At 65.6% G+C, this 23,603-nt stretch carries 18 protein-coding genes; 9 read left to right on the forward strand and 9 right to left on the reverse strand.

Going from position 1 to position 23,603, the window contains the following annotated elements:
• Window positions 1-185: 185 nt before the first annotated feature.
• From VH567_RS08580 to VH567_RS08600, 5 genes are all read right to left on the reverse strand, one after another.
• Window positions 186-3,350: a glycoside hydrolase family 2 TIM barrel-domain containing protein gene (locus VH567_RS08580; RefSeq protein WP_423325093.1), complete on the reverse strand. Its 3,165-nt coding sequence runs from the start codon at window positions 3,348-3,350 to the stop codon at window positions 186-188.
• Window positions 3,347-4,705, reverse strand: a complete 1,359-nt coding sequence (locus tag VH567_RS08585) for a family 43 glycosylhydrolase (protein WP_423325095.1) — start codon at window positions 4,703-4,705, stop codon at window positions 3,347-3,349. The genes VH567_RS08580 and VH567_RS08585 overlap by 4 nt, the downstream gene beginning before the upstream one ends.
• Complete coding sequence (locus VH567_RS08590; protein WP_423325097.1) at window positions 4,702-6,075, reverse strand: sugar porter family MFS transporter; 1,374 nt, start codon at window positions 6,073-6,075, stop codon at window positions 4,702-4,704. The genes VH567_RS08585 and VH567_RS08590 overlap by 4 nt, the downstream gene beginning before the upstream one ends.
• A gap of 195 nt (window positions 6,076-6,270) precedes the next feature.
• Window positions 6,271-9,123, reverse strand: a complete 2,853-nt coding sequence (locus VH567_RS08595; RefSeq protein ID WP_423325099.1) for a TonB-dependent receptor domain-containing protein — start codon at window positions 9,121-9,123, stop codon at window positions 6,271-6,273.
• Window positions 9,124-9,178: 55 nt separating this feature from the next.
• Window positions 9,179-10,321 carry a mannonate dehydratase gene (locus VH567_RS08600; protein ID WP_423325101.1) on the reverse strand — a complete coding sequence of 381 codons (1,143 nt, stop codon included), beginning with the start codon at window positions 10,319-10,321 and terminating at the stop codon, window positions 9,179-9,181.
• 346 nt (window positions 10,322-10,667) lie between these two features.
• Here VH567_RS08600 and kdgD point away from each other — a divergent pair, with 346 nt between their 5' ends.
• On the forward strand, window positions 10,668-11,603 hold the full coding sequence (gene kdgD / locus VH567_RS08605; protein WP_423325103.1) for a 5-dehydro-4-deoxyglucarate dehydratase: 936 nt from the start codon (window positions 10,668-10,670) through the stop codon (window positions 11,601-11,603).
• A 34-nt stretch (window positions 11,604-11,637) separates the two neighbouring features.
• Window positions 11,638-12,525: a LysR substrate-binding domain-containing protein gene (locus tag VH567_RS08610; protein ID WP_107959558.1), complete on the forward strand. Its 888-nt coding sequence runs from the start codon at window positions 11,638-11,640 to the stop codon at window positions 12,523-12,525.
• Window positions 12,526-12,619: 94 nt separating this feature from the next.
• Here VH567_RS08610 and VH567_RS08615 read toward each other — a convergent pair whose 3' ends face one another.
• Together VH567_RS08615 and VH567_RS08620 are read right to left on the reverse strand one after the other, a co-directional pair.
• Entirely contained in the window at window positions 12,620-13,951 is a 1,332-nt protein-coding gene (locus VH567_RS08615; RefSeq protein WP_342366511.1) for an MFS transporter, read from the reverse strand.
• 306 nt (window positions 13,952-14,257) lie between these two features.
• Entirely contained in the window at window positions 14,258-14,476 is a 219-nt protein-coding gene (locus tag VH567_RS08620) for a tyrosine-type recombinase/integrase (protein WP_423325106.1), read from the reverse strand.
• A gap of 239 nt (window positions 14,477-14,715) precedes the next feature.
• On the opposite strand from VH567_RS08620, the gene VH567_RS08625 reads away from it, so the two are divergent.
• Window positions 14,716-15,546: a 23S rRNA (adenine(2030)-N(6))-methyltransferase RlmJ gene (locus VH567_RS08625; RefSeq protein ID WP_423325108.1), complete on the forward strand. Its 831-nt coding sequence runs from the start codon at window positions 14,716-14,718 to the stop codon at window positions 15,544-15,546.
• A gap of 376 nt (window positions 15,547-15,922) precedes the next feature.
• Here VH567_RS08625 and VH567_RS08630 read toward each other — a convergent pair whose 3' ends face one another.
• Window positions 15,923-16,312, reverse strand: coding sequence for a GyrI-like domain-containing protein (locus tag VH567_RS08630; protein ID WP_423325110.1), 390 nt, complete (start codon window positions 16,310-16,312; stop codon window positions 15,923-15,925).
• A 63-nt stretch (window positions 16,313-16,375) separates the two neighbouring features.
• Window positions 16,376-17,257 carry a LysR family transcriptional regulator gene (locus tag VH567_RS08635; protein WP_423325112.1) on the reverse strand — a complete coding sequence of 294 codons (882 nt, stop codon included), beginning with the start codon at window positions 17,255-17,257 and terminating at the stop codon, window positions 16,376-16,378.
• A 92-nt stretch (window positions 17,258-17,349) separates the two neighbouring features.
• Here VH567_RS08635 and VH567_RS08640 point away from each other — a divergent pair, with 92 nt between their 5' ends.
• The 6 genes from VH567_RS08640 to VH567_RS08665 are packed head-to-tail and all read left to right on the forward strand — an operon-like array spanning window position 17,350 to window position 23,569.
• Window positions 17,350-18,519, forward strand: coding sequence for an isovaleryl-CoA dehydrogenase (locus VH567_RS08640; protein ID WP_423325114.1), 1,170 nt, complete (start codon window positions 17,350-17,352; stop codon window positions 18,517-18,519).
• Window positions 18,519-20,114 carry a carboxyl transferase domain-containing protein gene (locus tag VH567_RS08645; protein WP_423325116.1) on the forward strand — a complete coding sequence of 532 codons (1,596 nt, stop codon included), beginning with the start codon at window positions 18,519-18,521 and terminating at the stop codon, window positions 20,112-20,114. The genes VH567_RS08640 and VH567_RS08645 overlap by 1 nt, the downstream gene beginning before the upstream one ends.
• A 5-nt stretch (window positions 20,115-20,119) precedes the next feature.
• Complete coding sequence (locus VH567_RS08650; protein WP_423325118.1) at window positions 20,120-20,395, forward strand: barstar family protein; 276 nt, start codon at window positions 20,120-20,122, stop codon at window positions 20,393-20,395.
• Between the two features lie 2 nt (window positions 20,396-20,397).
• A complete protein-coding gene (locus VH567_RS08655; RefSeq protein WP_423325120.1) occupies window positions 20,398-22,251 on the forward strand; it encodes an acetyl/propionyl/methylcrotonyl-CoA carboxylase subunit alpha in 1,854 nt (617 codons plus the stop codon).
• Window positions 22,251-22,703: a MaoC family dehydratase gene (locus VH567_RS08660; RefSeq protein WP_423325122.1), complete on the forward strand. Its 453-nt coding sequence runs from the start codon at window positions 22,251-22,253 to the stop codon at window positions 22,701-22,703. Before VH567_RS08655 ends, VH567_RS08660 begins: the two co-directional genes overlap by 1 nt.
• Window positions 22,700-23,569, forward strand: coding sequence for an HpcH/HpaI aldolase/citrate lyase family protein (locus tag VH567_RS08665; RefSeq protein WP_423325124.1), 870 nt, complete (start codon window positions 22,700-22,702; stop codon window positions 23,567-23,569). The genes VH567_RS08660 and VH567_RS08665 overlap by 4 nt, the downstream gene beginning before the upstream one ends.
• Window positions 23,570-23,603 lie beyond the last annotated feature (34 nt).

Raw genomic sequence — 23,603 nt, forward strand, 5'->3', positions numbered from 1 at the left:
CGCCGCCTGCTTGAAAGCAAGTTAGCGCGTTTCTTTCAACCGGGTAAATTCAGGGCAGAGATTGGGGGTTTATGCGATGCTATTGCGGAGATGAGCGAACGGTAGAAGTTGAGGGTCGGCGCAGGGCCCGTGGATGTCTACTTGTGTGTCAAGCTACAGCAATGCTGATATCTTCCGATCTACAATCAATCTTTTAACACAGGGGCCAATCGTAAACTGAAACGAACGGGAGCTATTGGGATACGGTACTTGGGCAATGGACGGCCTTGTGCGTTCCAGGTAGTATCGCCGCCCAATCCCGATTGCAGCGCATCGACCAAGAGGGTGACATGGCTGTGGGGTACGATATCCGTGCTCTTACGCGTTCCGGGCGAGCGGCGCGCGAGATCTTCATAAGGAAATGCGAGCGCATTCATCGACAGTGGATGGTCGCCAGCCAGCTTGAGCCCGGTCTGGCCATCGCCGTCCAGCGTCATCGAGCGGACATCGCTTTTGGTGCCGGTTTCCTGCGGGCGCATATAATTGTGGTTCTGATCGGCGATGGCGCCGCGCCACAGGCCGATCGCCGCGCTGGTCTTACGATCGGCATAGTTTTCGTGCGGGCCGCGGCCATACCATTCCACGGTCTTGAACCGGCTCGGGGCGGCGAACTGGAAGCCGATCCGGAGTGGGTCCGACAGGTCCGTCTTCAACGGCGTGAACTCGCCGGCGATATCGACGCTGCCGTCGCCGCGCATCGTGTAGCGAGTGGTGAAGCGGACCGCATCGTCGCCCATGACATAGCGCACGATGACCGCCGCCGCACCCGAAGCGATGCGCTCGGTCTTGACGGACTCGACCGTGCGCGCGGCAGACATCGCCAGCCAAGGCGCGTTCGCGGCCTCGCCCCGCGTGCCGATATCATTGTCGGTCAGCGCCCGCGCGAAATTCGGCGCGCCGCCGCTCAGCAACTCGTCGCGCCCGACCCGATAGCTGGCGATCAGGCCGGTCCTTCGGTCGATCGTCAGGCTGGCGTTACCCGCAGTCAACGCGATCATCCCGCCGGTTTCCTGCGAGGTCGTGCGACCGCGCGGTATCGTAATGCGCGCCGGGATCGGGGCCACCAGCGCGAACTGGTCCCAGCCGACGACGTGGCCCGCCGGCACCAGCGGGATCGTGCCGGTCTTCGCGCGAGCGCGGATCGTGACCAGATACTCCGCGCCTGGTTTGGGCGGCAGTTTCGGCAAGGGCAGCGTGAACGGCTCGGTCGAATGCGCGGCGGTATGCAACGTCGGTACGGCGCCTTGCGCGATGGGAACGCCGTTCTCGTTCACCGACCAGTCGAAATCGAAGCCGGACAAATCACGGAAATCGTCGCGGTTGGTGACGGTGAACCGCCCCGCGACCGCATCGACCGCGGTGAACTGGACTGGAGCGTACACCTTCTGGACCTCGAACAGCTGTGGATGCGGGGTGCGATCGGGGTTTAGCAGGCCGTCGCCGAACTCGATCTCACCGCCGGGGTTGGGGCCGTATTCGCCGCCATCACCCCAATAACGCCGCCCGTCCTTGGTATAGCGGTACATCGACTGATCGACCCAGTCCCAGATGAAGCCGCCCTGCAACCGGTCGGGCCGCGCATAGATCGCGTCCCAATATTCCTTGAAATTACCGCCCGAATTGCCCTGCATATGGGCGTACTCCGACTGGATCATCGGCTGCTTGAATTCGGGATGCTGCGCATAGTCGAGCATCCTGGCGGGGCTGTCGTACATCGGCGCATAGATGTCGGCGTACGCATTCGGCTTGAAATCGTTGATCTGGCTGTAGCCGAGATACGAGATCAACCGGGTCGGATCGATCGCGCGCGCGGCGGCGGCGGCCTTTTCGAAGCTGGGACCGGTGCCGGCCTCGTTGCCGAGCGACCAGAAGATGATCGAGGGATGGTTCTTGTCGCGTTCGACCATGTTGACGACGCGGCTGACATGCGCGGCTTCCCAGGCGGGGTCGTAACCGATCTGAATGCTCTCCGGCGTGCGGCCGCCGCGGTTGGCGGCGGACATATAGGCGTGGCTCTCGATATTGGCCTCGTCCATCACGTAGAGGCCGTATTCGTCGGCGAGGTCGTAGAGGCGTTCGTCGTTAGGGTAATGCGAGGTACGTAGTGCGTTGACGTTGTTGAGTTTCATCAACTCGATGTCGCGGCGCATCGACGCGAGCGAGATGACGTGGAAGGTCTCGGGATCGTGCTCGTGGCGATTGACGCCGCGGATCGTGATCGGCTTGCCGTTGACCGTGACGAGGCCGTTCCTGATCGCCACGCTGCGGAAACCGATGCGACGCGCGGTCGCCTGCACGGTGTTGCCCCTGCGGTCGAGCAGTTCGACGAGCAGCGTGTAGAGGTTGGGCGTTTCCGCGGTCCAGGGGCGGATGCCGGGGATGGTGCTGGTGAGCGACAGCTTTGCGTTGGCGGCGGGCGCGGCCTTCGTCAGCAGCGTGCGGTCGCCGTCGATCACGGTCGCGCGGACGGTGTGGCCACGCGCTGCTTTCGCCAGGTCGAGCGCGACGTCGAGCGTGCCGTCGCGGTAGTCGCCGCTGAGACCCGCCTTGACGAACGTGTCCGCGATCCGGGCTTTGGGTGCCGCCATCAGATAGACCGAGCGCTCGATGCCCGAGACGCGCCAGAAATCCTGATCCTCGAGATAGCTCCCGTCGGACCAGCGATAGACCTGGATCGCGACGCTGTTGCGGCCAGGCTTGATCCAGCGGGTGACGTCGAACTCCGACGGCAGCTTGCTGTCTTCCGAATAACCGACCTTGTGGCCGTTGACCCAGACGTAATAGGCCGAGCCCGCCGCGCCGATGTGGAGGATGACGTCGCTTTGCCTCCAGTCGCGCGGCACCTCGACATCGCGGCGGTACGAGCCGACCGGGTTGGTCGCGTGCGGGATCAGCGGACGGTTGGCGGGGAAGGGGGAGGTGACGTTGTTGAAGCGTGCCTGGTCATAGCCCTCGGCCTGCCAGTCGGCGGGGACCTTGATCTCCCTCCACTGCGACACGTCGTAGGCGGGGCTGGCGAAATCCTTCGGTGCCTTGTCGGCGTCGGGCGAAAAGGCGAACTTCCATTGGCCATCGAGCGTGACGAACCGGGTCGAGCGTTCCATCGTGCCATCGAGCGCGGCGGCGCGCGTTTCGAACGGGAACCCGGTGGCGCGCGCGCGCTCCTTGCCGATCGCGAAGACCGCGGGGTTCTCCCAGTCGGGCCGGTCGGCGGAGACCTGCGGCTGGATCGGGACGGCGACTGGCGCGCGCTGCGCGGCGACCGGCGAGGCGGTCGCCAGCAGGGCGACAAGGAGAGGGCGGTAGGTCATCGGGTCGGCGAATTCCATTCGAGGATGTCGGCGCCCTGCGGGAAGACGAGCCGGACGAAGCGGGTCTTGGGGATGGCAGGCAGGGCGATCGGCGAACCGCTGGTCGCGCGTTCGGCTGCGACTTCGCGCCAGACCTTTCCGTTGAGCGACGCTTCGACGCTGAACCGGACCGTCGCGGTTGGGTAGGCCGTGCGGATCGTCGTCGCGCCAATGGCCTTCACCGTGCCAAGATCAGCCTGCAACCACGCCGCGCCGGGGTTGGAGCGCCAACCGGTCGCGTAATTGTCGTCGCCCGCGGCTGTCGCGGGATGCGCGGCGTCAGCCGAGCCCGACGCGGTCAGTCGGCCAGGCCTCGCTCCTGATCGCCGCGTGGCGGTGCCAGGAACATCTGCGCCGCGATGCGTGGGAACTATCGCGAGCCGGTCGCCCGAGACGGTCAGCCGATCGACCGCGACCTGGCGCAGCACCATGTCGCCGGCTGGCGTGAACGGTAGCGCTTGGCGGTGATAGAGCACGAAAGCCTCGCCGCCCGCACTGAAGATCGCGTGATGGCCGGGACTGATGATCTGCTTCTTCGCATTGGTGGCGAGCAGCGGCTGGTCCGACACTTCGCGGAACGGCCCCATCGGCGAGCTGCCGACCGCATAGCGCAGCTGGTACGTATCCTTGGTCGTGTTGCCGAGGGAATAGGTGAGGAAATACCGCCCGCCACGCTTCAGCATGAACGGCGCTTCGAAATAATGCGGCGGGGTGACGTCGCGGGGTTCGCCGTCGAACGTCACCATGTCGGGCTTGAGCTTCACCACGAAGCAATGGCCGTTGACCCAGTTCAGCCCCGATCCCCAGTAGAGATAGGCCTGGCCGTCATCGTCGATGAACGCCTCGGCATCGATCATGTGCAGGCCGGGGCGGAAGTTGCGCGGGATCAGCGGCTTGCCGCCATTGGCATCGCGCCACGGTCCGGCGGGATGATCCGCGCTGCCGACCCAGATTTCGTTGCCGATCGACACATACATCCAGAACTTGCCGTCGCGACCCTTCACGACCGACGGTGCCCAGACCTTGCTCTTGCCCGACGTCGGGCTGGTCGCGGCGGCCTTGGTCGGCCAGTTCGGCGTCTCGAAGGTCCAGTCGCGGAAGTTGCGCGAGCGCCACAGGCCGAGCGTGTCGGCGCCCCACGGATCGATCGTCGCGAAGATGAACCACTCGTCGCCGTCGCGGACTATCGACGGGTCGGCGAAATAGCCCGGCAATAGCGGATTGCGCATGCCCGAATCGAGCGCGCCGTCTCGGCCTAATGCAGGCGCGGCTGCCAGCGCCAGCAGGCCGGCGATCAGCAGCCGCGCACGGCTCATAATGCGGTCTCGATCGCTTCGAGCGAGCGGCGCTTGGTCTCGGGGAAGAACGCGAGGACCACCGCGAACTGGAGCGCCATCATCGCCGCGAACAGGATGAACGGTGCGCCGCGCGAATAGGCGGCGACCAGCGGGAACGCCATCGCGATGATCGCGTCCATGAACCAGTGCGTCGACGAGCCCAGGCTCTGCCCGCGCGACCGGACGTCGGTCGGGAAGATCTCGCTGATATACACCCAGATCACTGCGCCCTGCGAGAAGGCGAAGAAGGCGATGAAGCCGATCAACAGCCACAACAGCATGTCCTGATGCTGGCCGCTGAGGAACACGTATGCGACGCCCGAGAGCATGACGGTAAGCCCCGCCGCGCCGATCAGCAGCAGCGTCTTGCGGCCGATCCTGTCGATCACGGTCAGCGCGAGCGCGGTGAAGAACAGGTTGCACGCGCCGATCACGATCGCCTGGCGGTCTGCCGAGACGCTGTCGAACCCGGCGGCGGCGAAGATGTCGTTGAGATAATAGAGGATCGCGTTGATGCCGGAGAGCTGGTTGAACGAGGCGATCGCGAAGGCGAGCAGGATCGGGCGACGATGACGTGCCCAGCTGAGACGTGGCTTCCGTGCCGCAGCGGTGACGTTCGACTGCCGATAGCTGGCGATGTCGGCGGCGGGATCCGCCACGCCGAGCGAACGCAGGACGGCTTCCGCTTCGGCCTCGCGCCCACGTGCGGCGAGCCAGCGCGGACTGTCGGGGATCGTGAACATCATCACCAGCAGAAGCAAAGCGGGTAGCGCGGTGACGCCGAACTTCACGTGCCAGTCGAGCGCGCCCAGTTCCATGCCGGTCACGATCGCGTTGCTGAGATAGGCGACGAGGATGCCGAGCACGATGTTGAGCTGGAACGCGCCGACCATCATCCCGCGCTTCTCGGCGGGCGCGATCTCGGCGATGTAGACCGGGGCGAGCACGGACGATGCGCCCACTGCGAACCCGGCCAGCACGCGAAAGGCGAGCAGCGAACCCCAGTTCCACGCGGCAAAACAGCCGATGCCGGAGATCAGGTAGATCAGCGCGATGACCTTCAACGAGGTCCGCGCGCCGTAACGGTCACCCGGCACGCCCGCGAGCAGCGCGCCGGCAAGCGTACCCCAGAGGGCGCTGGAGACGGTGATGCCGACCCCCGCCGCATCGAGGCCGAACGCGGTGCGGATGCCTTCGGTCGTGCCGGCGATCACCGCGGTGTCGAACCCGAACAACAGGCCTGCGAGCGCTCCGACCAGAACGCCGCGGAACAGGGTTGCATTCATTCGTCTTCGCTCCTCTGGCCGGCGTGCGGTTACGCTGGTCGCTATCGTGATGTATTCGGGCACGCGTAGGACGGATGGACCGACAGTTGAAGTCGGTTGGCCCAGCCATGTCTTCCGTCATGCCGGGCTCGTTCCGGCATCCACCGTTCCGCGTAATCGAGAGACATAAGTTTGCGGAACCGTGGGCCCCGGAACCAGTCCGGGGTGACGGGGTGGCTTTGGTATTCGCTACAAACCACAACTCCGACCGCCCTCCGATCAGAACGTGAACCGAACGCCGGCGCGGAAGGTGCGGCCGATCGAGTCGAAGTCCTGGACGCCCGAAGGGCCGTTCGAGACATACGGGTTAATCAGCTGGTTGAAGACGTTGGTGACGCTCAGATACGTCTCGACGTCGCCACCCATCGGCAGCTTGTAGCCGATCCGCGTGTCGACCAGCAGCTGGCCGTTGAAGTGACGCTGCGCGAGATCGGTCGGCACGGTCGCCTTGTCGTACGCGCCGCCGCCGATGAAGCGCCCTTGCGTGAAGACGCTGAACGGCTTGGCGTCGAGCTGGACCTGCCCGGTCATCCGCCAGTGCGGTGCGGTGCCGATCTGCCCGGCGCGGTCGACCGCGACGACGTTCGGCGTACGCTGAATATAGCGATCGACATAATTGCCGAGCAACCGCAGCGACAGGTTCGCGTCGGTCGCGATGCGCGACTTGTAGCTCATCTCGAAATCGATCCCGCGAGTGTCGAACGCGGCGAGGTTCTGCGTCACCAGGTCGATCTGGATCAGCTGGCCCGCATCGTTGCGGCGGACGAAAGCGCAGCTTGCCGAACTGCCGTTGAAGCAGTCATCGAGCGTCTGCTGGAACGACAGCGAGGCGATCGCGTCCTTGATCCGGATGTCGTAGAAATCGATCGAGGCGTTGAAGCCGCGCAGGAACGACGGCGAATACACCGCGCCGAACGTCGTCGTCTTCGCGACTTCGGGCGTCAAATTGAGGTTGCCGAGCACGACCGAGCGCACGTTGGTGGCGGTGCTGTTGGTCGCGCGGTCGAACACCTGCGGCTGGAAGCTGGTCGTGCCGCGCTGGAACAGCTCGTACAGGCTCGGCGCGCGGATATCGCGCGAGCGCGTGCCGCGGAAGCGCAGTTCATCGTTGATCGCCCAGGTCAGCCCGGCCTTCCACGTCGTCACCGAACCGCTGGTGGTGTAATGCGTACGCCGCACCGCGCCGTTGAAGTCGAGCGCCTTGAACAGATTGACGTCGCGAAGCAGCGGCACGTCGACTTCGAGGAAGCCCTCGGTCACCTCATATTCGCCGCTCTGCGCCTTGGCGTTGCCGACGCGGTACGCACCCTCGGCGTTGGTGACCGGGTTGAACGCCTCCGACAGCGCGTCGACGGTCTGGTTGAAGCTCTGCTTGCGGTATTCGAGGCCTGCCGCGAAGCCGACATCGCCCGCCCAATTCTGGAACGCGGAGCCGGCGATCGAGCCCGCCGCGACGAATTCCTTGAAACGCTGGTCGGCGGTGTTGGTGCCGGTGACATAGTCCGCGGCGGCGTCGGTCGGTACGTGGAAGCCGAACACGTTGACGGGGACGCAGCCATTGCCGGGCGCGGTCAGCGTCGAGCGACAGACGATCTGGCCGTTCGCCGGGTTCACCACCGCATCGGCGGCGTTGACGTAGTTCTGCTGGATGAGATCGTTCGTCAGCGCGAGATGGCGGTCGTTGCGTGCCGCCTCGACATAGGTGTTCCACTTCAACCCGCCGAAAACGGTGCCCTCGAGGCCGAGCACGCCGCGGATCGTCTCGTTGTCGGCGTTGACCTGCGTACGCGGCAGATCGTCGTCGTAACGGCCCATCGTCAGCGTCTGCGTGCCGAGCGCGGTCATGCGATCGCGGATGCTGGTCGGCAGATAGGCGTTGTCGCGACGGATCACGAGTGCGGTAGTGCCGATCTGGTTGCTGTACGAGCCGACCTGATAGTCGTTGTGCGTCTTGCCGTAATTGCCCTCCGCGAACACCGTGACCGCGTCGCTCAGCTCATAGCTCGCTCGCGTATAGGCGATGTGCTTCTCCAGCTCGGAGATCAGCGGCGCGAACTGCGGACGCGGGCCGCTGCCGCCGATCATCGTCGAGTTGGTCAGGCTGGTGCCGTAGAGGAACGGGATCGGCTGGCCGCTCGCGTCGAAGGTCGTGCCACGGAATGCGGTCGGCCCGGTGATGAGTCCACCGAAGGTCGCGTTGGCGACGCGCACGTCACAGGCGAATTCGCGCGAGGTGGCGGAACCGGCGGGAAGCGCGATCGGCTGGCAGCTCTTGCGCGAATAGCTGCGGCTCAGGCGATCCTCGACGCCTTCGTTGCGGAAGAATTCGCCGCTGACCAGGAAATGACCGCGCCCGCCGGCGAACGGCGTGCCGTAGGCGAGCTCGTATTTCTGCTCGGCATTGTCGCCGTATGTGGTGACGCCACCCTGGATCGTGCCGGTCAGCCCGGTGAACTTCTTGTTGACGATGAAGTTGACGACGCCGCCGACCGCGTCGGAGCCGTACGCCGCCGAGGCGCCGCCGGTGACCACCTCGACGCGCTCGACCAGCGCCTGTGGGAACAAATTGGTGTCGACCTGGCCGCTGCCGTCGTTCGGAATGAAGCGGCGACCGTCGAACAGTGTCAGCGTGCGCGTCGGGCCGAGATTGCGCAGGTTGAGATACGCGCCGCCCTGGCCGCTCGACGTCTGCGCACCGCGCGGACCGACCGAGGAGGAGAGCGCGGGGAGCTGCTTCAGAGCCTCGCCAAGCGTGGTCGGCACCGCGGCGTTGAGCTGCGTCGCGCTGGCGACGGTCACGGGCGTTGGCGCGCCGAAACCGTTGGCGGGGATGCGGCTGCCGGTAACAACGATGTCCGCATCGGCGGTCTCGCTGGGGGCGGGGCCTGCCGAGCTGATCTGCGCCGCGCCGGTATCGGCGGCGGGCGACGTGCCATCGGCAGCGACGCTGGCCGATGGCGACGCAGCGGGAACGGCCGGCTGTGGCTGCGGCTGGACTTGCGCGGCTGCGGTGCCGGCGATCATCATGGCGAGCGCCGAGGCGCCGCAGAATGCGGTCTTGCGGTTGATCATGTCTTTCCTCCCCTGAGTGACGGGCTTCGGCCCGCCGTTATGTATGTGAAGGCCTTCAGGCCGATCGTTGCGCGGACTGCAGCAGCCCGCGGATGTAGCCGTAACAAAAGGCGAAATTCTCGGCCCGCGGCGTCCAGACGGGCTTGCCGTCGACGACCAGCGGATCGTCCATCCCCGGTACGTGATCGGGCATGATCATCCCGTCATAGCCGACCTCGGCATAGGTGCGCAGCGCGCGGACCATGTCGATGTCGCCCTCGTCCGGGAACGTCTCGTTGAACCTGTTGCGCGCGCCGTGGATGTTGCGGAAATGGACGTTGAAGATCTTCTTCCGCTCGCCGAACCAGCGGATCACGTCGAAGATCTGGTTGGAAGGGTCGGTGAGGTTCTCGCAAACCGAGCCCTGGCAGAAATTGAGGCCGTGATACGGGCTCTCGTTGATCAGCACGAAGCGCTTGAGCCCCTCGATCGTGCCGAGCACGTTGTCGATCCCCTGATAGCCGCCCGGCGGCGTGCCAGGATCCTGCGGATGGCACGCGATGCGGACCTTGGTCTCGTTCGCGACCGGCACGATCCGGTCGAGGAAATAGGTGATGCGCTTCCAGAATTCGGTCGCGTCGACTCGTCCGGCGCGGGTGAGCGGGGTCAGCGGCTTGGCCTTCGCCAGGTCCCAGCCGAAATATTTCGAGCCGCCACGACCCTCGACGGGCGCGGTGCGCAGCACACCGAGCAGGCTCATGTTATATTTGACGCACGGGATGCCGACCGCGGCGCAGTTGCGCAGCGTGGTCGCGAACGCCGCGATCTCGCGCTCGCGGTCGGGCTCCTGGCCGAGCATGATGCCGGGGTGCTTCTCGCGGTCGATATGCGTGGAATTGAGGATCTCGGGCTCAAGCATGTCGAGGCTGAGCCCATGACGCTGCGCCATCTGCTTCAGCGTCGTGAGCTCGGCGACGGTCGGGTACATCCGCCCGTCGGCAACCGTGGCACGCGCGGAAATGTTGCGGACGCCGTAGCGCGCGAACACCTCGAAATGCGCGTCGGTGGATGGCATGCTCTGGCAGCCGAGCTTCATCCGGTACTGGCTCGGGGCGGCCTGCGTAGCGCGACGGCGCGATTGCGTCTGCGCCTCGGCTTCACCGATCACCGACAGCGACGCGGCGGCACCAGTGCCAAGCATGAACGTGCGACGATGCATCCAGTCCTCCCCTCGGTATGTCGGCGGCAGATGTTTCCGTCCGTCCGGTCCGGGGCATCTGTGTCCCGGACGATGCCTATTGCATCCGGACTGGACCCAATTCCATTGCCAATCCTGGATCGTTCGATGCAATTCGGGACCAGACGAATGTTCATTCCGTCGAATATCTTACTAGGTAAAGCTGTTTACGTGTCGTCCCAGTAAGTGTGCGCGCGATCATGCCAACCTCGGCATCGATCGATTGCGCCTTTGGAATGGACCGCGTGATACCGCTGCCATAGACCCCATGACCAGTGATCCAGCGCCGGCGGACAAAGGTTCGGCGCGGCAGGGGAGGCAACATAGAATGGCATTTGGTCCTACAGACGTGGCGAAGACGATCGGCGGCGGGTTGCTGTCGTTCCCGGTCACGCATTTCGACGCAGCGGGCGCGTTTCTCGAAGATCCCTACCGCGCGCATTGCGCCTGGATGCTCGACCATGATCTTGCCGGGCTGTTCGCAGCCGGCGGCACTGGCGAGTTCTTCTCGCTGACCCCGACCGAAGTCGTCGACGTCGTCGCCGCAGCCGTCGCCGAGGCCAAGGGCAAGCTGCCGGTCATCTCGGGCTGCGGCTATGGCACCGCGATCGCCTGCGAGATCGCGCGCGGCGCCGAGCGCGTCGGCGCGGACGGGCTGCTGCTGCTGCCGCCCTATCTGACCACGTCGAACCAAGAAGGCCTCGGCGCGCATATCGACGCGGTGTGTCAGTCGACCGGGCTGGCCGTGATCGTCTACAACCGCGACAACGCGATCGTCGACGACGATACGCTGGCACGCGCCTGCGAGCGCAATCCCAATCTGGTCGGCTACAAGGATGGCGTCGGCGATATCGAACTGATGGCGCGGATCTATTCGCGGATGGGCGACCGGCTCACCTATATCGGGGGCCTGCCGACCGCGGAGACGTTCGCGACCCCGTATCTTACGATGGGCGTCACGACCTATTCGTCGGCGATCTTCAACTTCATGCCCGAATGGGCGCTCGACTTCTACAAGGCGGTCCGCGCGGGCGATCATGCCAAGGTGCAGGCCGAGCTGCGCGATTTCGTGCTGCCCTATATCGCGATCCGCAACCGCAGCCGCGGCTATGCGGTGTCGATCGTCAAGGCGGGCATGCGCATCGTCGGCCGCGATGCGGGGCCAGTGCGGACACCGCTGACCGACCTGACCGCGGACGAGGAGCGCGATCTCGCCGTGCTGATCGCCAAGGCGACGCCGGACGCGGTCAAGCGCGCGGCGTGACATTCTAGTGGCCGGCACTCTATAGATGTCGGCCATGTTCGACCTCAGCCAGCTCCGCTGTTTCGTCGCGGCGGCCGAGGAACTGCATTTCGGTCGCGCGGCACAGCGCCTCAACATGACGCAGTCGCCGCTCAGCCGGCAGATCCAGCTGCTCGAACGTATCCTCGACGTGATGCTGCTCGAACGGACCAGTCGCCAGGTGCGGCTGACTCCGGCGGGAAGCGCGTTCCTGATCGAAGCACGGCGTATCCTGCGGCTTGCCGAGAGCGCGGCACTGTCCGCCCGCCGGGTCGCACGCGGCGATGCCGGCCGCGTCGTGATCGGCTTCACCGCGGTATCGGGCTACGACCTGATGCCGCGGATCGTCGCGCAGGCGATCGCGCGCCTGCCCAACATCGCGCTCGAACTACGCGAGATGGTCACGTCGGAGCAGGTCGATGCTCTGGTGACGGGGCTGATCGACGTCGCGTTCGTCCGCCCCCCGATCGACCGCCACGAGTTCGAGTCGGTCTGCGTCCTGCGCGAACCACTGATCGCGGCGCTACCCGCGGGCGATCCGCGGCAGGCGAGGGGCGTGCTCGTCCCCGCCGATTTCGACGGCCTGCCGCTGATCATGTACGCGCGGCAGGGCGCCGGCTATTTCCACGAGATGCTGCTGAAACTGTTTGCGGATGCGGGTGCCGAGCCCGACTACGTCCAGCACGTCACGCAGATCCATTCGATGCTCGGGCTGGTCCGCGCCGGCCTCGCCGCGGCGATCGTGCCGCAGGCGGCGACCAGCCTACACATGACCGACGTCCAGTTCCGCACGATCCAGACCGAGCCGGAAAACCCGGTCGAGCTGGTCATGGCCTGGCGCCGCGACAATTCGAACCCGGCACTCGCGCCGATGCGCCAGCTCTGCCTCGATACGCTTGGCTGACGCGCCTTCCTACCGTTCGTGCTGAGCGTAGTCGAAGCACCCTCGCTTGGGGCATGCCCTTCGACTTCGCTCAGGGCGAACGGCAAAAAGCGCCCTACGCCTTCAGCTCGACCCGCTTGATCGGACCCACCACCACCAGGAACGCGAAGATCGTCAGCAGGCAGTGCAGCCCGACGAACACCAGCGCACCGTCGAACGATCCGGTCCCCGCGACGATGAAGCCGATCACGATCGGCGTGACGATGCCCGCCACGTTGCCGAACATGTTGAAGATCCCGCTCGCCACGCCAGACAGTTCGCGCGGTGCGACGTCGGACATCACCGCCCAGCCGAGCGATGCGACGCCCTTGCCGAAGAACGCGACCGCCATCAGCGTGATGACCAGCCATTCAGCCTCGACGAACACGCACGCGATGATCAGCGTCGCGAGCAGCATGCCGATCACCAGCGGCGTCTTCCGCGCGATGTCGAGCGAACCGGTCCTGCGCAGCAGCGTGTCCGAGAGATAGCCGCCGACTAGGCCTCCGACGAACCCGCAGAGTGCCGGCGCAGCGGCGGCGATGCCTGCCTCCATGATGTTCAGCCCGCGTTCCTTGACGAGGTAGATCGGGAACCACGTCACGAAGAAATAGGTCAGCACGTTGATGCAATATTGGCCGAGATAGATGCCGAGCAGCATCCGGTTGGCGAGCAGCTGGCGGACATTGTGCCAGCTGAACACCTGCTTCACGCCGGCGCCTTCCTCCATGTGGATCAGTCCGCCGCCCGCCTCGATCAGCGCGAGTTCGGCGGCGTTGATGCGGGGGTGGCGCACCGGACTGCGAATAAACAGCCAGAACACCGCGGTCGCGACCAGCCCGAGCGCGCCCATCACCCAGAACACGCTGCGCCAGCCATGCTCGTGGACCAGCCAGCCCATCAGCGGCGCGAACACCACCAGCGAGAAATACTGCGCGGAGTTGAACACGGCCGATGCTGTGCCGCGCTCGCTGCCAGGAAACCACGCCGCGACGAGCCGCGCATTGCCCGGAAACGACGGCGCCTCGGCCACCCCGACCATGAAGCGCAACGCGAACAGCATCGCCAGGACTGGCAGCGCGACGAGGCCCGCCAACCCCTGCATCGCCGTCAGCAACGACCAGATCGCGATCGCCCCCGCATACACGCGCCGCGTGCCGAACCGGTCGAGCAGCAACCCGCCCGGAATCTGCGCGAGCACATAGGCCCAGGCGAAGGCCGACAGGATGAAGCCGGTCTGCACGGTCGAGATGCCGAGGTCGTGCGATGCCGCACTGCCGGCGATCGAAAAGGTCGAACGATCCGCATAGTTGAGCGACGTGATGATGAAGATCAGCGCGATGATGCCGTACCGAACCCTGGTCGGCTTGCCACCGAGCGGCTTCGCGTCATGCTCGTAAATCGCCACGTCCACTCTCTCCCGAACGCCATTTTTGTGCATGGCTATTCGCCAACATACGGGCAGTAGGACGAGCAGTCCAAGCTGGTTAGCAACTCGATCCAGTCATGGATTGGCTCGATCGGGCATCGCTGCGCCGACAGAGAAAACCGAACGTTGAACGGGCGTGCGCAGCTAGTGGGGTGTGTAACCAAAGAGTACCGTTCCGCCTAATCGAAGGCGTCATCGTTCGCGATGAACGAATGACCGAAGTTGGGCAGGCTGTTGGACACGCTGAGCGTCCGCTTCTGGGTCGGGTCAGGCCCCCGTCCGCTCTCACAGTTCCAACGCGTCTTCGACATCGACGCCCAGGTAGCGGACGGTGCTCTCAATCTTCGCATGACCAAGCAGGATTTGCACCGCGCGTAGATTCTCCGTCGCCTTGTAGATGATCGATGCCTTAATGCGTCGAAGCGAGTGAGTGCCGTAATCCGCGATAAAGCCGCTTGCGGCGCTTGCGCGGTTACCGGCCCCACCCCGTGAACAGGTGTCCACTTCCAGACAGCGGACATTCCCATTTGGACAACCGCTTCCGGGTCAAAGCCGCTCCCGGGGGGCCGCGTCTCCGCCCCTGGTGATGATCCCGAACGCTGGCTTGAGCCTCACTCAGAAGTGCGTTGAAGGTTTACGCCCGACTTTATATTGGCACCGGATCGGTGACTTCGGTCGCCTTGTGCTCGGCGCCCATGCCCAGCAGCACGTATGAAGGTCGACGGTCAGGATATTGAATCGCAATGAATTATCGCCATTCCTTCCATGCGGGCAATAGTGCCGATGTCGTAAAGCATAGCCTGCTGATCGCCCTCGTGCGTGCCTTGCAACAAAAACAGGGTGCACTGACCCTGATCGACACGCATGCCGGCTGCGGGCTGTACGACCTTGGCGGCGAGGATGCCCAGCGCACCGGCGAGTCCACGCAGGGCGTACTGCGGGCCTTTGCCGACCCGAACCCCTTGCTGAACGACTACCGTGCCGTCGTGCAGGCGGTGAATGCCGGGGCCGAGCCGCACTTCTACCCCGGCTCGCCGCGGATACTAGCGCAGCTTCTGCGCCCGCAAGATTTCCTGATCCTAAACGAAAAGCATCCCGATGACGCCTATACTCTACGCGGCGTGATGCGCGACACATCCGCTGCCGTGCATGAGCGCGACGCCTACGAGCTTTGGCTGGCGATGCTGCCGCCTCGAACCGCGCGGGGTGTGGTGGTCGTCGACCCGCCGTACGAGCAGCCCGATGACCGCGCCCGCATCACAGCCACGCTCGCGGCTGCTTACCGTAAATGGGCGCATGGCGTGACGGTGATCTGGTTTCCGCTGAAAGACCGCGCCACGCATTGGCGGTGGAAGGAGCAGGTACGCAAGCTCGGCATCCCGAAGCTGTTGGAGGTGGGGCACTGGTTGTACGATGACGATCAGCCCGGCATCTATAATGGCGCAGGCCTTTATATCGTCAACCCGCCCTACGCTTTCATGCAGGCGCTGCCGCCTCTGCTGGAAGCCCTGCGCGCTGTGCTGGCGCCGGAGGGGCATAGCGGCGAGATCATAGCCGATTGGTTGGAGGGTTAAGGTAAAACCTGCATCGCTCCTTCTCCCAGGGAGGAATTGCCGCGCTGCAGGTTTCAAGCAGAGCATCTCACCAGAACCGCTCGGTGTTGGAGATTGTCTGGTGGCCATCGCTGCCTATGCTCCGCGTTTACCGGGGAGGGCGCCGGTGGTTCTGCTTTGTCCGGAAAACAGTCGATTGGCGAAGGCGTTGGTTCCGGCAATTAAGTCCCACTTCTTGCCTTTCAAACGCCGCTGGTCGACGCGTAGAGCCGACCTGAGCGGATGTCTGAAGTCGGTAGGCGAGAAGCCACGGCTGAACGTTCGGAACTGGGTCTTCTGCCGCGGGGCATTGCCGCGGCTCGCTCGCGAAGTGTGTGCGTTAACGATCGAGCAGTGCTCAGCGTAGCGGCAGGAAAAGGTCTGTCACCGCTTCATGCGCGGGCACGAGCGGGCAGAACTTTACGCGCTGGCAGTAGAGAGGAACGTCGTGCAACTCCTCTCCGCTGGTTGGTAGCCAGTCTCGATAGAGAACAAGCGCCGCGGGCTCGCGATCTTCGCCGGCGGTGCCGACCACGCGCAACGTCGCTACTCGGCCACCAAGGATCAACCCGGCTTCCACTCCGTCGTCATTGAACGCGATCGGCTGATCGTTCCCAATGCAGATCTGCATGCAAAAATTGCCCCGATCTCTAATTCGTCGTGGAGATCGATGGCGAGCAGCGGGCTGATGGTGGAGTTCGGCGACCTGAAGGTCGGTGCCGCTCCACAACTGCTTCGACGTGATCATGGGCAACCTAGCCTGATCGCCGGTCTTCGTGGGATGAGCAACGAGGCCGACCGGCATCCGCGCTCACAGTTCGTCCTCGGGCTGGATCGCGGCGATCAATGCCGCGATCGTCGGGCCTTCGCGGAACCGCTGGGCTTCGGCATGGTCGGCGTACAGCAAGCCGATCGTGCGGGTCCAGTCGAAGCCGTCGAGGCGCACGCGGGCGATCCCAGCTTCACGAAAACCGTCCGGCATCACCGTGACGCCCAGCCCGGCGCGCACGTAACTGAGCGCCCGGTCGTCGCTGGTGGTGCGGGCGGGGAAAAACGGCCGGATTCCGTGCGCGGTGAAGAACCGGCTGGTTTCGGGCAGGAGTTCGCAGTGGCGTCGCAGGATCATCGCATCGCTGACGAGTTCGTCGATACGCACATCATGGCGTGCGGCCAAGGGATGCGCGGTGCTCAGCGCGAGCGAGTAGCCTTCGGAAAAGAGGGGCTGGCCGGACTTGCGGTCGTCGTCGTCGCGAAGGATCGTGAGTGCGACGTCGATCCGCCCGCGCGAAAGCCGGCTGTGCAAATCCCGCTCCTTGCCCTCGACGATCTCGACGCGGTCGCCGCCCGGCAGCGCTCGCTGGCCCGCGAGGAAGTGCTCGATCCATCGTCGCGGGGTCGTCGCGAGCACGCCCAGCCGCAGCGTGCGGACGGCGGCGGCATCGGCGACGTCGCGCTCTGCTGCGGCGAACCCGCCCTCGATCATCCGGGCGTGCGACAACAGGCGCGTACCGGCATCGGTCAGTTCGACGCGGCGATTGGTTCGGTTGAACAGGGTCCTGCCGAGCGATTTTTCCAGCTTGGCGATGCCGACCGAGAGGGTCGGTTGCGACACGTTGCACGCCGTCGCCGCGCGCGAGAAATTGCCCGTGTCGATGACCGCCAAAAAATACCGCAGATGATACCGATCGATCATAGACAGCCTCTATGCCTTTCTTCCGCTTCTTTCAATTTTGCGGTCGTTGCCAAGCGGTCTAGAAAAGGCGCAAACGATAATAGGAGAGTGTGATGGCTGAGCTGAATTTCGCGCTGGGCGAGATGGCGGACATGATCCGCGATACGACACGCCGATTTGCGCTCGACCGGATCGAGCCGATCGCGGCGCGCGTCGATGCCGAGGACAGCTTTCCGCGTGAGCTCTGGCCGGAGATGGGGGCGCTAGGCCTGCACGGGATCACCGTCGAAGAGGCGGATGGCGGGCTTGGCCTCGGCTATCTCGAGCATCTGATCGCATGCGAGGAGATCAGCCGGTCGTCCGCGTCAATCGGTCTCAGCTACGGCGCGCATTCCAATTTGTGCGTCAACCAGATCCGCCGCTGGGGGACGCCTGAGCAGAAGGCGAAATACCTGCCCAAGCTGATCTCGGGCGAGCATGTCGGTAGCCTTGCCATGTCGGAAGCGGGCGCGGGGTCGGACGTCGTGTCGATGAAGTTGCGCGCCGACAAGGTCGACGGCGGGTACCGGCTGAACGGCACCAAGTTCTGGATCACCAACGCGACCTATGCCGACACGCTGGTCGTGTACGCCAAGACGATCCCCGACGCGGGATCGAAGGGCATCACCGCGTTCCTGATCGAGAAGGATTTCGCTGGCTTCTCGATCGGACAGAAGATCGACAAGGTCGGGATGCGCGGATCGCCGACCGCGGAGCTCGTGTTCGACGATTGCTTCGTGGCGGACGAGCAGGTGATGGGGCCGCTGAACGGCGGCGTTGGTGTGCTGATGTCGGGACTCGACTACGAGCGCGTCGTGCTGTCGGGCATCCAGCTCGGGATCATGCAGGCGTGTCTCGACGTCGTGCTGCCCTATGTCCGCGAGCGCAAGCAGTTCGGGCGGCCGATCGGCGAGTTCCAGCTGATGCAGGCTAAGATCGCGGACATGTACGTCGCACTCAATTCTTCGCGTGCGTATGTCTATGCGGTCGCCAAGGCGTGCGACGCGGGCCAGACGACGCGGTTCGATGCGGCGGGGTGCATCCTGCTGGCGTCGGAGAATGCGGTGAAGGTTGCGAACGAGGCGATCCAGGCGCTGGGCGGGGCGGGCTATACCAAGGACTGGCCGGTCGAGCGCTACTGGCGCGACGCCAAGCTGCTCGATATCGGCGCGGGCACCAACGAGGTGCGGCGGATGCTGATCGGGCGCGAACTGATCGGCCACGACGCGCCAAAGGCCCAGTAATGCCGACGCTCACGACACAGGTCGATGCGACGTCCGAGGCGTTCCAAGCCAACGCCGCGCATAACCGGACGCTGGCGGAGACGTTGCGCGCGACCATCGCGAAGACCGCGCTCGGTGGATCCGAACAGCATCGTGCGCGGCATGTGTCGCGCGGGAAGCTGCTGCCACGCGACCGGGTTGAACGCCTGCTCGACCCGGGATCGCCGTTCCTGGAGGTCGGTGCGCTGGCATCGAACGGCATGTACGACGACGGCGCGCCCGGTGCGGGGATGATCGCCGGGATCGGCCGCGTGTCGGGACGCGAGTGCATGATCGTCGCGAACGACGCCACGGTGAAGGGCGGCGCCTATTACCCTGTGACCGTGAAGAAGCATTTGCGCGCGCAGGAGATCGCGCAGCAGAACCGCTTGCCGTGCATCTATCTGGTCGACAGCGGGGGCGCGAACCTGCCGCATCAGGCGGAGGTGTTTCCCGATCGCGATCACTTCGGGCGGATCTTCTTCAACCAGGCGCAGATGTCGGCGGAAGGCATTCCCCAGATCGCCTGCGTGATGGGCAGTTGCACGGCTGGCGGCGCCTATGTGCCGGCCATGTCGGACGAGAGCGTGATCGTCCGCGGGCAAGGCACGATCTTCCTCGCCGGCCCCCCGCTGGTGAAGGCGGCGACCGGCGAGGTCATCTCGGCCGAGGAACTGGGCGGCGCGGACACGCATGGCCGCAAGTCCGGCGTGGTCGACCATGTCGCCGAGAATGACGAGCACGCGCTGCTGATCGTCCGCGATATCGTCGCGACGCTCAACCGGCCCAAGTCGGTCGATATCGAGATCACCGCGCCGCGCCCGCCGAAGCTCGCGTCCGAGGAGCTGTATGGCATCATCCCGAGCGACGTGCGTGCGCCCTATGACGTGCATGAGGTGATCGCGCGGATCGTCGACGGATCGGAGTTTCACGAGTTCAAGGCGCTGTACGGCACCACCCTGGTGTGCGGTTTCGCGCGGATATGGGGCATGCCGGTCGCGATTCTCGCCAATAACGGCGTTTTGTTTTCCGAGTCCGCGCTCAAGGGCGCGCATTTCATCGAACTCGCCTGCCAGCGCCGCGTGCCGTTGCTGTTCCTGCAGAACATCTCTGGCTTCATGGTCGGCGGCAAATACGAGGCGGAGGGCATCGCCAAGAACGGCGCGAAGCTGGTCACGGCCGTCGCCACCGCGAGCGTGCCCAAGATCACCGTGCTGATCGGCGGCAGCTTCGGCGCGGGCAATTACGGGATGTGCGGGCGTGCGTTTGCCCCGCGCTTCCTGTTCACTTGGCCCAATGCGCGGATCTCGGTGATGGGCGGCGAGCAGGCGGCGAGCGTGCTGGCGACCGTCCACCGCGACGCCGAGAAATGGACGCCAGAGGACGCCGAGGCGTTCAAGGCTCCCGTTCGCCAGAAATACGAGGACGAGGGCAATCCCTATTACGCCACTGCGCGGCTGTGGGACGACGGCGTCATCGACCCGGCGCAGACCCGCGACGTGCTCGGCCTAGCTCTCTCCGCCACGCTGAACGCGCCGATCCCCGAGCGCGCGCAGTTCGGCCTGTTCCGGATGTGATGGGCATGGACCTGACCATCGACGGTGCCTCGATCGCCGACGAAGCCGCCTTCCATGCGTTGATCCGCGAGGCATCGGGCGTTGAGTGGTATGGCGGCAGTCTCGACGCACTGTTCGACCTGCTCGTAGCAGTCGTCGCGCCGCCGATCCGCCTGCACATCGTCAACGCCGCAGCGGCACGCGCGACGATCGGCGCGCGGTTCGACCGTATCGTCACCGTCATCATGGACGCGGTCGCCGAACGTGGCACCGACGCCGTCGCCCTGCGACTGGAGAGCTAAGCATGATCCAGAGTCTTCTCATCGCCAATCGTGGCGAGATCGCCCGCCGCATCATCCGCACCGCGCGGCGGCTCGGCATCCGTACGATCGCGGTGCATTCCGACGTCGACGCTGGCATGCCGTTCGTCCGCGAGGCCGACGAGGCGGTGTGCATCGGCGCCGCGGCGGCGACCGACAGCTATCTGCGGCAGGACCGCCTGCTGGAGGCGGCACGCGCGACCGGCGCGGAAGCGATCCACCCCGGCTACGGCTTCCTGTCGGAAAATGCTGAGTTCGCCGAGAGCGTGATCGCCGCCGGTCTCGTCTGGGTCGGCGCGCCGCCCGCGGCGATCCGCGCGATGGGGCTGAAGGATGCCGCCAAGGAGCGGATGATCGCCGCGGGTGTACCGGTGACGCCGGGCTATCTCGGCGCGGACCAGTCGCCCGAGCGATTGCAGGCGGAGGCCGACGCGATCGGCTATCCGGTGCTCATCAAGGCGGTGGCGGGCGGCGGTGGCAAGGGCATGCGCAAGGTCGATGCCGCGACCGACTTCGCCGAGATGCTGGAGAGCTGCAAGCGCGAGGCCGCGGCGTCGTTCGGCAACACGCAGGTGCTGATCGAGAAATACATCCTCTCGCCGCGCCATATCGAGGTGCAGGTGTTCGGCGACATGCACGGGCAGGCGGTCCATCTGTTCGAGCGCGACTGTTCGCTGCAACGCCGCCACCAGAAGGTGATCGAGGAAGCGCCCGCACCCGGCATGGACGATGCGACGCGTGCGGCGGTGTGCGAGGCGGCGGTGAAGGCGGCGCGTGCGGTCGACTATGTCGGCGCGGGAACGATCGAGTTCATCGCCGACGGATCGGACGGCCTGCACGCCGACCGGATCTGGTTCATGGAGATGAACACCCGGCTCCAGGTCGAGCACCCGGTGACCGAGGCGATCACCGGGCAGGACCTGGTCGAGTGGCAGCTGCGCGTCGCGAGCGGAGAGCTATTGCCGAAGCGGCAGGACGAGCTGTCGATCACCGGCTGGGCGATGGAAGCGCGGCTCTATGCCGAGAACCCGAGCACGGGGTTCCTGCCGTCGACCGGGCCGCTCGACCGGCTGCGTTTCCCCGCCGGTGTCCGTATCGACAGCGGTGTCGAGGAAGGCGGCGAGGTTACGCCCTATTATGATCCGATGATCGCCAAGCTGATCGTCCACGGTGCGACGCGGGGCGAGGCAGCGGCCAAGCTGGCGGCGGCGGCGCGTGGCACGGAGGTCTGGCCGGTCAGGACCAACGCCGCCTTCCTCGCGCGTTCGGCGGCGCATCCCGATTTCGTCGCGGGACGGGTCGATACCGGGTTCATCGAGCGGCATGCCGAGCAGTTGATCCCGCCGGCCGAGCCTTCGCCCACGGTGCTCGCGGCGGCGGCGGCGGCGATCCTGCCGGTCGCAACGGGCGATCCATGGAAGACATTGCGCGGTTTTCGCGCCAACGCCGATCCGTCGCCGCGGATCGAAGTGGAGGTCGCGGGCAAGCCGTATCTCGTCACCGACGCGACGGCGAACGGCGCGGTCGTCGCCGATGGCGTGCTGTTCCTCGATGGCGAGGCATGGCCGTTCGGCCCACGCCGTGCCGACCATATCGGCGGGGCGGGCGAGGGCGACGGCGCGATCCTGTCGCCGATGCCGGGCCGCGTGATCGCCGTGCTGGTCGCCACCGGACAGGCGGTGACGAAGGGCGAGCGGCTGCTGGTGCTCGAAGCGATGAAGATGGAACAGGCGCTGCTGGCGCCATTCGACGGCGTCGTCGCCGAACTGAAGGTCAGCGAGGGCGCGCAGGTGCCCGAGGGCACGATGCTGGTGCGTATCGACAAGGAGGAAAGCTGATGGCCGGGCGCTTCTATGACGACTGGACGGTCGGCGACACGATCGTCCACGATATCCGCCGCACCGTGACCGAGACGGACAATCTTCTCTTCACGGTCATGACCCACAATCCGCAGCCGCTGCATCTTGACGCGGAGGCGGCAAAAGCCAGCGAGTTCGGTCAGATCCTCGTCAACGGCACCTTCACGTTCGCGCTGATGGTCGGGCTGTCGGTCGGCGACACCACGCTCGGCACGCTGGTCGCCAACCTCGGCTACGACAAGCTGGTGATGCCCAAGCCGGTGTTCATCGGCGACACGTTGCGCGCCGAGACCGAGGTGCACGAGCTGAAGGAAAGCCGGTCGCGGCCCGATGCCGGGATCGTCACGTTCGCGCACCGCTTGCTCAACCAGCGCGACGAGATCGTGTGCCGGTGCCTGCGCAGCGCGCTGTTGAAGAAGGCGGCGGCATGAGGCTGCGCTCGCTGCTGTTCGTGCCGGGCGACCGTCCCGAGCGCTTCGCCAAGGCCGGGGCCAGCGGCGCGGACGCCATTATCCTCGATCTCGAGGATTCGGTCGCGGCGTCGGCCAAGGATGCCGCGCGAGCGGCGATCGCGGCGCATTTGCGTGACGCGCGCGGTGACCGCGGTGACGTCGGGGTGTTCGTGCGGGTGAACCCGATCGACACCGACCTGTTTGCGCAGGACCTCGCCGCGCTCGCGGGCCTGTCGCCCGGTTCGATCGTCATGCCCAAGGCGGAAGGCGCGGACAGCGTCCGCTTGCTTGCCGAGCGACTGGCCGCGGCGGGGATCGACGCGCCGATCCTGCCGATCGCGACCGAGACACCGGCGGCGATCTTCCAGTTGGGCAGCTATGCCGGATCGGGTGTGCGCCTCGCCGGGCTGACCTGGGGCGCGGAGGATTTGCCCGCTGCGATCGGGGCAACGACCGCGCGCGAGGACGATGGCCGCTACACCGCGCCGTACGAGTTGGCGCGGTCGCTGACTCTGTTCGCGGCGCATGCGGCCGGCGTCGCGGCGATCGAGACGGTCTATCCCGCCTTCCGGGACCTTGACGGGCTGGACGCCTATGCGCGGCGGGCGGCGCGCGACGGCTTCACCGGCATGATGGCGATCCACCCCGCGCAGGTCACGACGATCAACGCCGCCTTCACTCCTGACGCCGATCAAATCGCGCAGGCACGCAGCATCGTCGCGGCCTTCGCTGCCGCACCGGACGCGGGCGCGTTGCAGGTCGATGGCCGGATGGTCGACGCGCCGCATCTGAAACAGGCACGTCGGCTGCTGGACCGTGCGGGGATTACACGCGTGGCAAGCTGATGCTGGCAGGGCATCGAGAAACTTCGAGCCAGAC

The organism is Sphingomonas sp. 4RDLI-65 (assembly GCF_049472435.1).
Lineage (GTDB): Bacteria > Pseudomonadota > Alphaproteobacteria > Sphingomonadales > Sphingomonadaceae > Sphingomonas.